Here is a 12,207-nt window from a genome sequence, read left to right as displayed (position 1 = left end):
GACCTCCCCTGACGGAATCCCACGGTCCGGTCAGGGCGGCGGCGGCCGCATGGACCATACTGGGGCCGCGGCGAGTCAAGGAGGCAGGCGTGCCCGAGCGCACCCAGGAGTTCGGCAAGTACGGCGCCCGCGGCATCAAGGGCCATGAGGCCGTCGCCCGCCGGCTCGACGCCCTCGCCGGTTTCATCGCCACTCCGGTGACCGCGCGACGCGGCCTGCTGGCCCGTCTGCATTACCTCACCCGCAGCCCGCACGCCCGTGCGGCGGCCCGTGCGGCGGGCCTGACGGTCACCGACCGTACGCTCAGGGCCTGGCTCGACGGCCGGCGCAACCCGTCCCGCAAGAACCTCGAACGCGTCGAGACCGCGTACCGCACCGTCCGCCGCCACAACGTGGCCCGCTACCTGCTCGGCCGCCTCAACCGGGAGGGCCGGGGCACCCGGGTGGAGATCCACCCGCTCAACCAGTCCCAGGTGCCCCGGCCGCGCCAGCGCGTCGTGGAGTTCCGCGCCCTCAACATCCGCCGCTGGGACCGCATCATCGCGGCCTGGACCGCCGACGACGTCCAGGCCCTCGACGACGCGTGGGTCGACCAGATCATCGACCTGGGCTCGCAGTGGGGGCAGTACGAGTACGTCACCAACGTCGGCTTCGCCGCCTGACGGCGCGGCGTACCGGACGGTGCCGCCGGGCAGCGGATGGGCAAGGTAATGCACTGAGCAGTATTCGTTATCCGCATGGTTCATGAGCTTCAAGTGTTAAGTTCGGCATCATGCGGATGAATCTTGCGGACCGGGTGCGCTCGGCGGTGGCGGCGCTCCTGCATGCCACCGGCGAGTCGCAGACCGACCTCGCGGCAGCCCTCGGCGTGAGCCAGGCGCAGGTGAGCCGCCGTCAGTCCGGGACCGCCACCTGGAGTCTCGACGACTGCGACGCGGTCGCCGAGCACTTCGGAATCGACGTACTGGACCTGCTGGCCGGACCGACCCGGGCGTCCGAGGCGCTGCCGGACAGCGCCCGGCGACGCGCGGTCGCACGGTCCCTTCGATCCGCTGCTGGTGCTGGTGCTGGTCAGGAGGAGGCCACGCGATGACGGATTTCGACGCGATCGACGCCCTGCTGGCCACCGCCCGGCAGGAGGTGCCGCTGCCCACGGCGGAGCAGCGGCGCGCACTGCGCGAGGGGCTGAACCTGTCCCGTACGCAGGTGGCGCAGGCCCTCGGCGTCAGCCCGTCCACGGTGGGCGGCTGGGAGTCGGGACGGGACCCGAGTGGCGAGGTCCGCGAGAGGTACGCGTACTTCCTCTCCGGGGCCCGCGCGAAACTGGCCGCCCAGGAACAGGGCGCCGCTGAGGACCGGGGCGAGCCCCAAGACGTCGATGAGGACACCGCGCAGGAACCGCCGCCGAGCGGGAACGGTCATGACGACCGTGACAGCGGCGATGACCGTGACAGCGGCAGCCACGGTCATGGTGAGGGTGACGGCGAAGGCGCGGCGGACGACGTCGAGGCCCTCGCCCAACCCCGGGCCTGCGTGCTGTGCGGCGGACCGGCCCGGCAGCAAGTCGCCGGATTCCCGCAGCATCTGGACCCCGCGGAGTGCTCCGCGCCGGCACCGCCCGCCGCGCGCACAGAGACCCCCCGCCCGGTCAGCGCCCCCAGCCCCAGCCCCAGTTCTGCCCCCCGCACCCGCCCCGGTGACGGCGGTGTCAGGATCGTCCCCGCCGGTCGCCGGGCACAGGCCGCCCACGATGTGCCCGACCTGATCGGCCGCGCCGTGACGGAGACCCTGGCCAAGCACGGCGGCGATGTCGAGGCGGCCACCGCCGCCCTGGTCAAGCGGGCGATCCCGGACGCGATGGCGCTCCTTGACCACACCCGCAAGGGCGGCCGCTACGACATCGTCGCCCACCCATGGCTGCCGGACGTCCTGCACAAGCAGTCCGCGCGCGGCGCCGACCAGATCTGGGAGGCCCGCCCCAAGTGGACGAGGCCCGAACTGTCGCCCGGCTGCCACGAGGTGACCGCCCTCGACATCAACGGCGCCTACCTCAGCGCGCTCAAGACCCATCTGCCCATCGGCCAGCTGGAGCACTCCGCCGACGGCCACCACGACCGCCGCCGCGCCGGAGTGCACCTGATCACCCCACCGGACTGGGCGCATGACGCGGTACTCCCCCACCCCATCGGCAGCCGGGACGAACCCGGCCCGCTGTGGGTGACGGAGCCGACGCTCCGGCTGCTGCTGCGCCTGTCCGGACCCAAGTACGGGCTGTGTGACCCGCCGGAGATCCATGAGTCCTGGACCTCCGGGGCCACGGAGAACCTGTTGGAGAAGTTCCGTACGACGCTCAAGGACGCGCGGGACCGGGCGATCACCGAGGACGACGAGGTGACGCTGACGTATGTGAAGGCGATGTACTCCAAGTTCGTCTCCACGCTGGGCGAGTCCAACTACAACCGCGAGGTCTACCGCACCGACTGGATGCATCTGATCCGCAGTCAGGCGTTCGTGAACCTGTGGTGGAAGGCCCACCGGGCCTATGACGAGGGCCTGATGGTGGTCCGCGCGATGGGCACCGACGAACTCCATGTGATCGGTGACTGGCGCGGCGTCTTCCCCGAGGGGCGCGGCGTCACGGAGGTCAAGGTCAAGGACACCTACACCGTCGGCACGCAGACCTCGGAAGCCGCAGAGACCACCGAGACCCCGGAGCCGCCGGAGCCCCCTATTACGGCGTAATAGCCCACGGCCCCAACAGCAGCCCCGAGCAGCACACCGGAACCGGCGACACACACATTTCCGCAGTCAGATGAACCCTCGTGTGAAAAGTGGTTCCGGCATACCATGGATGCGGCGAAGGCGGAGCAGGGCTGTGGCCGAAACGTTCCCGCCCGAGCGGGCCCGCCACGAGCAAGGTGGCTGGGCCTCGACTTAGACGAAGGAAAGTACATGGCAAGCGGCACCGTGAAGTGGTTCAACTCCGAAAAGGGCTTCGGCTTCATCGCCCAGGACGGCGGGCCTGACGTCTTCGCGCACTACTCCAACATCGCGGGCAACGGCTACCGCGAGCTGGTCGAGGGTGAGCAGGTCACCTTCGACGTCACGCAGGGCCAGAAGGGCCCGCAGGCAGAGAACATCGTGCGCGGCTGACCGTTCGCGCCCACCGGGCTCTGTCCGGGAGAATCGTTCTGAGCGAAGAATCGAACTGTTCGAAAACTCTTCTGGACATTGACCAGACAGCAGGAAAGACGTCCTGCGGATCGCACCTCATGTACTTCACGTTCATGAGGAACGATCCGCAGGACGTTTCTTGTTGCGGGGCTCAGGTCGCGCGGCGGAGCGGGACGACAACCCTCGCCCCGAGGCGTCCCGGTACGATCCGGTAGTACTTGATATGACCGATCTTCTCGGTCTCCTCCAGCCAGCCCAGCCCGATGACCTGCTTGCGCGTCCGGGAGAAGACGGGCGGAGCCATACCCACCAGCTTGGCCAGCTGCGCCGCAGTCTCCAGCACGGCCCCGGAGCGGTCGGTCGGATGCAGGGCGTACAGCATGACGACGAGACGCTGGTTGGCGGTCATGCCGGCCGTGGCCTCCAGCAGCTTGAGGTTCTGCTGCTTGTCGTCACTGGTCACTTTGCCTCCCACCGTGCTGGAGTGTTCTCGTCGAAGCCCGGGATGTCCGGCGGATTGCATGTCCTCACCGCTTCACGCTGCTCCAGCCCGGTCCCATGAAAGGCAATGTACGGGCTGATGCGGTAGAAGTTGTAGTTACCGATGCGTCCACGGACGACCAGGACCCGATGCTTGGTCAGCTTTCTGTTGATCTTCCCGACCGCGTCCGTCGACATGCCCACCCGTTGGGCGATGTCCGCGCCCGTGGCCCTCAGCGGCTCCATACCCTCGGGCGAGACACCGATCCACCACAGGACGAGGAACTTCTGACTGGGCGTGAACGCCTTTGACTCCGTGATGGCCTCGACCCGCGCCTTGTCCACCTGGGTATGCCTGCCGGAAAAGGCATACGGCGCATAGGGGACCGGCTCGCCCGTATCGGCGTCCACCAGTCTGCGTACTGCTCCCAACAGGCCCTCCATGCGTGGGGCGTTGCTGCACTGTTCATACAGGGCGACCATCAGGCCGACCACATGAACCTAACGTACATGAGCAGGAAGTCAATCAACTCCGCCCGTCGGCCGTGTCGCTGCTCCCCCAGGCAATACCAACGGATACCGACATGGCTCTCCACCGAGGGCTCCTCCTGCCGGAGACATGTACGTGACGTCAATCTACCGCTGTTCCAGAACAGCGGTGCCCAGATCCCTCGGACCGCTTGCCGGTTCCTGTGGACCGTGTGGCAGATCGCTGAACAGCGGTCACAGATCGCAGAAACCGGGTGCCACGACCCGTCGAACCGGGTGCCCGGTTCCCTCGACCGCCCTGCACGTTCACCGGAACTGCCTCACAGTTCGTACGATCGTGGTCCTGGTGCACATTTCCGCAGGTCAGAGGCGGTTTGCGGGCTGCGCTCTCTTACTTCGTCCAACCCGCCGTAGGTCCACTGCCGCGCTGTCTCCTCCATGGCGAACTGACCCGGACCCCACTGTTCCTGTACCACGGAAAGTCAGCCAGTACGCGCCCGCAGCCGACGTCTCAGGCGCGCGTATGCCTCGGACGACCCCCACTCGGCTCAGCCACGCTGGAGGAAAAGGGGCTTGGGTGGTGTGAGGAGAGCCCCGGCAGCAGACAGCGCCGCGGACCGTCCCCGTCCCGCTCCCCTATTACGGCGTAATAGGTCGGGGAAAGAGTCAGCCCCCTATTACGGCGTAATAGGGGGCTGACTCAGTCGGTCCGGTGCTCAGCGAAGACCGCTTTGCGACTCCAGTCGCTCTCGCTGGTGCTTGTTGAGGAGGTCGAGCATCCGGTCGAACTCGGTATCGGTCATCTTGCGGATGAGGTGCATGGCCAGGAAGGCACCGTTGTCGTAGGGCAGACGCCGAGTCGCGGAGTCCGAACGAGGTTCAGGGACCGTGTCCGTGCGGTCCGTGTAGTCGACGTCCTCCGCCTCCTCTGCTTCCTCTGTTTCCCCCGCTTCCTCTACTTCCTCTGCTTCGGCTTCCGGCTCCTGGATGGCGTGCTCGGTCGGGGGCAAGACCGGGGTCGTCGGCACGGCGTCTTCCGGTGATGCAGCCGGGAGCGGCACCGCCGGGCCTTCCAGAATCGCCGGAGCGACCGAAGGCGAAGGGGCCGCCCTGCGCTCCGCTTCCCTGCGCGCGCGTTCCGCCTTGAGTTCCTCCAAGGCGGCTTCCTGGCGCTCCTGGGGTTCCTTGGCCACCGTGCGGAGCAGCTCGACAGGTTCCTCGCCGACCGCTGCCTGGAGTTCGGGCGAGAGGTTCAGCAGGGCCAGGCGTTGGGAGACCCAGCCCTGCGACTTGCGCAGCCGCTTGGCGAGCTTGACCTGTGAGCCATGGATGACGAGGAGTCGTTGCAGGGCGCGGGCCTCGTCCAACGGGTCGAGGTCGTTGCGGTGGATGTTGGCGACGAGCGCGGATTCCAGGATCGCTTCGCCGTCACTCCCCTGCTCGTCGTCGACCATCACACTGAGATGGGTCAGGCCGGCCTCCCGGGCGGCGGCCAGTCGGCTGCTGCCGTCCACGACGACGTGGGTGGCGTCGGGTTCCAGATCGGCTTCGCGCTCGGGGTTGGCCTTGGTGTAGGCGTCCCGGTTCATGACCGTGATGGCCTGCTTCTGGCCATGCTCCCGGAGGCTGCCCGCGAGTTCGGTGAGGTCTCCGAGGGTGGTGCGCGGGTTGTCGGGGTTGGGGCTGATGCGTTCGACGGGCAGTCGGGTGGGCGGAGCGACCCCTTCGGTGGGCACACCGGTGGCGGCACCGATCGCGGCACGGCGGGCGCTGACCGGTCGGGCGCTTCCACCGAAGCGGCCCGCTCCCAGCTGATCGGCCTTGCTCATGAGATCTCCCGCGCCAGAGCACGCATCCCGATGGCCTGCTGCGAGGCGGGGGCGTAACTGAGCAGGGGCTGCTTCATGCGCACTGCTTCTTTCTGCTCCTTCAGATCGCTGATGAGGCCGACGACCCGTGGATCCTTTATGTCGATCCAGCCCTGGAGGGAGGAGGTCGCGATGTAGCCCCGGCGGCCGTCGTAGAGGTTGACGACGATGCCGAGATAATCAAGGTCGAGGCCGAGGTCGTTGCGGAGGTCCTCGATCTGGTTGGTGAGCAGATCGTAGGCGTCGGCGGAGCTGTCCTCGGCCTGGACGACGATGAGCGCGCCGGACTGGCCGGGCCGCTCGGTGTCGCGCCGGCGTCCGTAGTAGGCGGCGGCGTCCATGCTGAGGCCGAGGCTCGGCGGGCAGTCGACGAGGATCACGTCGTAATCGGCTTCGAGCGGGGTGAGTGCCCGCTCCAGGGCGGCTTCCCGGGCGCGCACGGCGGACAGCCGTACGTCGAGGAGGAAGGCGTCGTGACAGGCGGGCAGAAGGTGCAGCCTGCCGCCGAAGTGGTCCTCATCGATGGAGACGATGAGGTCCCGCAGCTCGCCCTTGGGGTCTCCGGCCATGTGGTTGGTGAGGCTGTCACCGTTCATCGGCAGGGGAGCGGCACCGAGCTGGTTGGTGAGGTGGCACTGTGGGTCGAAGTCCACCAGGAGGACGCGCAGCCCGAGGCCGGGAAGTTTCTCGATGTCCAGCGGGTCGTTGACCGGCTCGCCGGAGCCGGTGCCGCCTTCGCCCTCGGCTTCGCTGGCGCGCAGTGCGGAGGCCAGGGCCTTGGCGACCCGGATGGGGTAGAGCCTGTTGGAGTCCTCCGACAGTGCCTCACCCACACCGGCGGTGATGGCCGTCTTGCCGACGCCGCCCTTCTGGTTGCAGACGACGATACGGCGGGTGATGTCAGGCCGTCGCACGTCGGGGGCGGGGTTGGTGTCGAGCCAGAGCTGAACGGACTGGGCGAGTCCCTGGATGAGGGAGACCCGGCGGTCCTCCGCGACCTGCCGGAAGTCCTCCCACTGCCCGGGGGGCAGGAAGGTGGAGAAGGACTCGGCGCCCGCCGTGTCGACCGGCGCGGTCGCCGAGGCAAGGCCGCACCAGGCGGTGATGCCCTGTTCCACGGCGGTCTGGATCTCGATCCCGAGCTGGGCGGTTCTCACCTTGAGGTTCTGCCGGAGCCATCCCGGCAGTTTGGAGACGACCTTCGCTCGGTCGCTTGAGGTGGCTGGCATACTCATGCCGCTACCTTACTAACGCGAGAGATCATCTACAGCACCGACACGTTAGTTAGTACGACTTGGTGAGTCGTCAGGTACCCGAGGGCGGGTCCGGCCGTCCTCTCCGAGTCCGAGGGTGCCCTATTACGGCGTAATAGGGGAGTGGTTCACGAACTCCTTCGCGGCGGTCAGTGCGAGGTGTGCTTCGTCGGTACGGGCCACCGGGCGGGCGGTCCGCTGTTCCTGCTTGCTCAGGGACCGGACGGCCGCGCTCAGATAGCGCTGGAGGCTCACCATCTGAAGCGGCGTCCGGCAGTGCGGCAGGACCGCCTCGATCTCCTCGAACCAGTAGTCCGTGTCCTCGTCCGCCGACAGCCCGTCCCGCTGCGCCAACAGCCGGGCCGCGAGAGGGACCAGCACCTCGTGCCGTCGCTGGGCGGCTTCCTGCGCTCGGCGCTCCGCCGCCTGCTCCTGGACGAGTCGGCGCTCGGCCTGGAGGACGGCCTCCGGTGTCCGGCGGACCGGATGTGCGTGGGGGGTCTCGTCGGTGAGGGTGCTGGCCTTGAGGCGCTTCGCCTTGTTGTACGCGGCACTCGGCGCCGCCACGGCCAGGGCCGGGGCCAGCTCCGCCCAGGGCACTCCGGCGGCCCGGGCGTCGTCCACCGCGCGGGCCTGGTGCGGCTCCGCCTGTTCCTTGAGGTACTCCCACAACCGCACCCGCCCGAGGGCCGCCGCGCGGCGCACCTCAAGGGACTGAGCCCGCAGGGCAGCGGCGCGCTGCTCGGCGTACAGCAGCGCGCCGTACACCTCGTGGTCGGCCGGCATACGTTCCACGTCCGGGTCCTCGGCGTCCTCGTGGAGTTGCCGCAGCTCGCCGACGAGGGCGGCCGCATCCAAGGGACCGATCCTCAGAGGCGGCCTGACCAGGGGAGTTGTGGTCCGGTCCGTGCTCCGTGCGCGCTTCGCCATGGAGGGATTGTGTCGTGTCGAAGCCCGATTCACAGAATGTGAATCCTGCGGCCGGGGCGGGGGCCGGGCTATTACGCCGTAATAGGGGAGCGGTGCCAGCGGTGAAGACGACGGCAGGGACCGACCGGTTGCCTCTCCAGAAGCACGGGCGGGGTCTCGCTAGGGGGCGGTAGGGGCTCAGTAGGGGTTCTGGGCGGCCAGGGACGAAAGGGCAGGGTCCGAGAGTGCTGTGGTCCCTGTTGGTCCCTGCCCTTCAGTCCCTGGCGTTTGCGCAGGTCAGAGCGGTTTCGGCGGTCTCGGGAGGGACTGTAGGGACTGAAAAGCGCAATTATGACGTAGACAAGACATGTGTATTCATACGCGCGGGCGCATGTGAACCACATATCAAGTACAGCTCATAATTGCCGAGTTCAGTCCCTAGAGTCCCTGTATCGTGAGGTGCAAGTCTCTGACCTGCGGAAATGCCCAGGGACTCAGCAGGGACTCCGGACACTGTCAGCCCCTCGGTCCCGGTCCCTGGTCCCCTTCGGCCCCTGACCCCCCTCCCGCAGGGACTCAGGGACTCAAGGGACCAGGAAAACTGATAGAAAACGGCACGCGGCCCGGAACAGCCCCACTTTTCGCACGATGCCCCCTAGACTCTTTCGCACTAGAGTCCCTTCGGTCCCTGTGGGCATGTCACTGCTCGTCAGGTCCGTGAAGTGTTCGAGCAATGAGACGTGACGAGGACGATCCCCTGTGCCGCGCGAAGGTGAGAACCGCGTAAGTGCAGCCCGAGTCGGGCCCGTGCCGACGCACGCCGTCGCGCGCTGGTGCGCCGCCAGGGGCTGGCCGGTCCACCCGCTGGCACCGGGACGCAAGACCCCGGCGGGGAACTGCCCGCAGTGCCGGGCGCGCAAGCACGAGCCGGCCGCCTGCCCCTGCCTGCCCGCAGGCCGTCCCTGCCACGGCTTTCACGCGGCGACCACCGACACCGGACGTATCGACCGCTGGTGGGGCGAGGCGCCCACGGCGGGCGTCGGCGTCGCCTGCGGCCCGGCCGATCTGGTCGTCATCGACATCGACGCCCACCCGGCACCGGTGGCCGACCGCTCCCGGCTGCTCCCCGGGATCGCGATCCCCGAGCAGGTGACGCTCGACGGGCTCGCCTCCGGCTTCGACACCCTGGCGTTGCTGGCCGCCTACCGGGGTGCGCCAGACCCGGCCGGGGACGAGACGACGCTGAGGGTCCGTACGCCCTCGGGCGGCCTGCACATCTGGTACCGGAACCCCGACCCGTCGACCCGGTTCCGCTGCTCGACCGGCTCGGGACGGAACGCGGCGCTCGCCTGGCAGGTCGACGTACGCGCGGACGGCGGCTACATCGTGGCGCCGGGCACCCGGACCGCGCAGGGCGTCTACCGGGCCGAGGGCACGGCCCGGACCCCGGCCGCCCTGCCGGAATGGCTCGGGAACGAACTCGCCCGCACCGGGCACGTGGTCACCGCCCAGCCGGTCGTACCGCCCGCCGGTGGCCCGGAGGCCGCCAGCGGGGCTCCCGCCCGTCCGGTACGCCGCCGGGCAGGCACCGCGGAGCAGCTCCTCGACCCGCTGATCGCCCAGGTCGCGGGCTGTGTGGCGGCCTCGGAAGGGACCGGTTTCTCGGAGAAGCTCAACCGGGCGGCCTACACGGCCGGTGGACTGGTGGGCGCCGGACACCTGGAGCACGCGGCCGTCCGGGACCGGCTCGTCCGTGTCGCGCACTACGCTCGCCCCTGGCAGCAGGCCAGGAATGAAACGATCGTCGACGACGCCCTTGCCGTAGGGTCTGCCCGCCCTCTCCACCTCAAAGGACGTCCATGAGCAGCAGTGCCGGAAGCTCACCGCGCTTCGACCCGCAGGCTGCCGCTCAGCAGATGCTGGACCTTGAGTCGGCCTGTTCGTCCAGCCCGGCGCTGCTGCCCGCTCAGACGGCCGCTGAGCCCCCGTCAGGGCCGCCCCAGCCGCCGCCCCCAGGTGTCTTCGGAACGGCGGTGCTGCCCCCGTCCCTGTCGGACCGTGGCAACGCGCGGCTCTTCGTGCTGATGCACCGGGACCAGTTCCGCCATGTGGAGGGCCTGGGCTGGTTCGCCTGGGACGGCTACCGGTGGAAGCGCACGGGCGGTGAGAAGGCTGCACTGTGGGCCGCGGGGGAGATGGCCGAGGAGATGCCGGACAGCGACCCGCGCGGTGTCTTCAGCGACCGCGAGATCGCCCAGCACAAGCGCCGCACCCTGTCCACCACCGGCATGAAGGCCCTGCTCACCCAGGCCAAGGCGTCACCGGACCTCTCCGTGGACCCGGACTGCCTGGACGGCGACCCCTACGCCCTGTGCACCCCCGCGGGCGTGGTCGACCTGCACAACGGCCATCTGCGCAAGGCCGACCCCACCCGGGACTTCCACTCACGTGCCACCAGCGTCGCCCCGCAGCGCATGGAGACGCCCCGCTGGCACCGCTTCCTCGCCGACACCTTCGGTGCCGACGAGGAGGGCCGGGAGATGATCGACTTCCTGCACCTGCTGCTCGGGTACTCCATCACCGGTGACGTGGGCGCCCAAGTACTGCCGTTTCTGCACGGTGAGGGCAAGAACGGCAAGTCCGTCCTGCTCGACACCATGATCCAGATCCTGGGGGACTACGCGGACGCGGCCCCGCCCGGGTTCCTGATGGACCGGGGGGCGTTCTCGGAGCACTCCACGGAGCTGACCGAGCTGCACGGACGCCGCCTGGTGGTGTGCAGCGAGCTGAAGCCGAACGACAAGTTCGACGAGGCGCGGGTGCGGCTGCTGACCGGCGGTGACAAGATCAAGGCCCGCCGGATGCGGCAGGACTACTTCTCCTTCACCCCCACGCACCACCTGTGGCTGCTGGGCAACCACCGGCCGGAGGTCTCCACCGGCGGCTTCGCCTTCTGGCGGCGCATCCGGCTGCTGCCCTTCACCCGGACCGTCCCGGCCGCCCGCCGGATCGACAACCTCGCCTTCGAACTCGTCCGGGACGAGGGTCCGGGCATCCTGCACTGGCTCATCGAGGGCGCCCAGCGCTATCTCGCCACCCGTGACCCGCTGGAGGGCCCCGACCGCGTCCGCATGGCCACCACCGCCTACGCCACCACCGAGGACCACATCGGCCGCTTCCTCGCCGAATGCTGCACCCGGGACGGGGAGACGGGGCGTGAACTGCGGGTCGAACAGGGCCTGCTGTACACCGAGTACAGCTCGTGGTGCAACGCGGGAGAGGGGATCAGGCCGGCGACCCCGCGCGCCTTCGCCAACCGGGTCCGCCAGGAGGTCGGAGTGGCCTCACCCGCCGACATGATCAAGTCGAACGGGCGCAAGTTCTACCCGGGTATCGCCCTGCTGGAGCACCCATGATGTCCGCCGGACTTCAGCCGTCCTCACCCGTCGCCCTGCCCCCCGCGCGGCGGGCGCTCTACGATGGACGTCAGGCCCCGCAGGGGACGGCTCCCCCAGGAAGGCCCGCCATCGGCCGGAGAGCGGGCCGGAGCGACATGTTCACATGCCGGGCCACGTCCCCCTTGCCGGGGAGCACGCCGACGAAGGAGGGGCTGCAGCCATGAGCTCGCTACTGACCGAGAGCGACCTCATCCACGAGGAAGAGGTGGTGTGGCTGGAGAACCCCGACAAGCTCGACTACGTCCGTCAGGCGCTGGACAAGACCAAGCGGCGCAACACCAAGCCGCCTTACGCCCGGGACGGACGCATGGTCGGCTACGCGCTGCTCGACGAGCACGCCTCGCCCGACCCCGACAGCGGGCTCTACAAGCGCCGGGTCTTCTTCCTGCTGCCGCACGACCGCGACAGCCTGCCCGACGGCCTCTACCGCGAGGGCGCCCCCGGTGAGGCCGTGGACCCGCGCACCATCGCACCGAAGAAGCCCGGTGCGAAGACGCCCCGGTCGCAGTGCGGTTCCCTGCCCATAGCCACGGCCCCCTGACCGCGAACGCCGTCCCGCCAGTGAACTGTGTCTCA

The 12,207-nt window shown here is 69.0% G+C and carries 12 protein-coding genes; 7 read left to right on the top strand and 5 right to left on the bottom strand.

Annotated features, from left to right (window positions below; translation table 11 throughout):
* Positions 1–89: 89 nt before the first annotated feature.
* From ABZ858_RS21030 to ABZ858_RS21015, 4 genes are all read left to right on the top strand, one after another.
* Positions 90–662, top strand: a complete 573-nt coding sequence (locus tag ABZ858_RS21030; RefSeq protein WP_361380489.1) for a transcriptional regulator — start codon at positions 90–92, stop codon at positions 660–662.
* Positions 663–772: 110 nt separating this feature from the next.
* Positions 773–1,093, top strand: coding sequence for a helix-turn-helix transcriptional regulator (locus ABZ858_RS21025; protein WP_361380486.1), 321 nt, complete (start codon positions 773–775; stop codon positions 1,091–1,093).
* Complete coding sequence (locus tag ABZ858_RS21020; protein WP_361380483.1) at positions 1,090–2,742, top strand: helix-turn-helix transcriptional regulator; 1,653 nt, start codon at positions 1,090–1,092, stop codon at positions 2,740–2,742. Before ABZ858_RS21025 ends, ABZ858_RS21020 begins: the two co-directional genes overlap by 4 nt.
* A gap of 210 nt (positions 2,743–2,952) precedes the next feature.
* Positions 2,953–3,153, top strand: a complete 201-nt coding sequence (locus tag ABZ858_RS21015; protein WP_018569290.1) for a cold-shock protein — start codon at positions 2,953–2,955, stop codon at positions 3,151–3,153.
* Positions 3,154–3,325: 172 nt separating this feature from the next.
* Here the strand turns inward: ABZ858_RS21015 and ABZ858_RS21010 are convergent, their stop codons facing one another.
* The 5 genes from ABZ858_RS21010 to ABZ858_RS20990 form a co-directional block, all read right to left on the bottom strand.
* Entirely contained in the window at positions 3,326–3,637 is a 312-nt protein-coding gene (locus ABZ858_RS21010; protein WP_361380480.1) for a replication initiation protein, RepL2, read from the bottom strand.
* Positions 3,634–4,086 carry a MarR family transcriptional regulator gene (locus tag ABZ858_RS21005; RefSeq protein WP_361380833.1) on the bottom strand — a complete coding sequence of 151 codons (453 nt, stop codon included), beginning with the start codon at positions 4,084–4,086 and terminating at the stop codon, positions 3,634–3,636. Before ABZ858_RS21005 ends, ABZ858_RS21010 begins: the two co-directional genes overlap by 4 nt.
* Before the next feature lie 773 nt (positions 4,087–4,859).
* The gene (locus ABZ858_RS21000; protein WP_361380477.1) at positions 4,860–5,972 is read right to left on the bottom strand and encodes a ParB/RepB/Spo0J family partition protein; all 1,113 of its coding nucleotides are present in this window, start codon (positions 5,970–5,972) and stop codon (positions 4,860–4,862) included.
* Positions 5,969–7,246 carry a ParA family protein gene (locus ABZ858_RS20995; RefSeq protein ID WP_361380474.1) on the bottom strand — a complete coding sequence of 426 codons (1,278 nt, stop codon included), beginning with the start codon at positions 7,244–7,246 and terminating at the stop codon, positions 5,969–5,971. Before ABZ858_RS20995 ends, ABZ858_RS21000 begins: the two co-directional genes overlap by 4 nt.
* A gap of 123 nt (positions 7,247–7,369) precedes the next feature.
* Entirely contained in the window at positions 7,370–8,122 is a 753-nt protein-coding gene (locus tag ABZ858_RS20990; protein ID WP_361380471.1) for a hypothetical protein, read from the bottom strand.
* Between the two features lie 858 nt (positions 8,123–8,980).
* On the opposite strand from ABZ858_RS20990, the gene ABZ858_RS20985 reads away from it, so the two are divergent.
* The 3 genes from ABZ858_RS20985 (at position 8,981) to ABZ858_RS20975 (ending at position 12,172) form a co-directional block, all read left to right on the top strand.
* On the top strand, positions 8,981–10,036 hold the full coding sequence (locus ABZ858_RS20985; protein ID WP_361380468.1) for a bifunctional DNA primase/polymerase: 1,056 nt from the start codon (positions 8,981–8,983) through the stop codon (positions 10,034–10,036).
* Positions 10,033–11,589, top strand: coding sequence for a phage/plasmid primase, P4 family (locus tag ABZ858_RS20980; protein ID WP_361380465.1), 1,557 nt, complete (start codon positions 10,033–10,035; stop codon positions 11,587–11,589). The genes ABZ858_RS20985 and ABZ858_RS20980 overlap by 4 nt, the downstream gene beginning before the upstream one ends.
* 202 nt (positions 11,590–11,791) lie before the next feature.
* Positions 11,792–12,172, top strand: coding sequence for a DUF6009 family protein (locus ABZ858_RS20975; protein WP_361380462.1), 381 nt, complete (start codon positions 11,792–11,794; stop codon positions 12,170–12,172).
* Positions 12,173–12,207: the final 35 nt, after the last annotated feature.

The organism is Streptomyces sp. NPDC047017 (assembly GCF_040644175.1).
Classification (GTDB): domain Bacteria; phylum Actinomycetota; class Actinomycetes; order Streptomycetales; family Streptomycetaceae; genus Streptomyces.
Note: the sequence above shows the minus strand (reverse complement) of the source record. Positions and strands in the feature narration are given on the sequence as shown.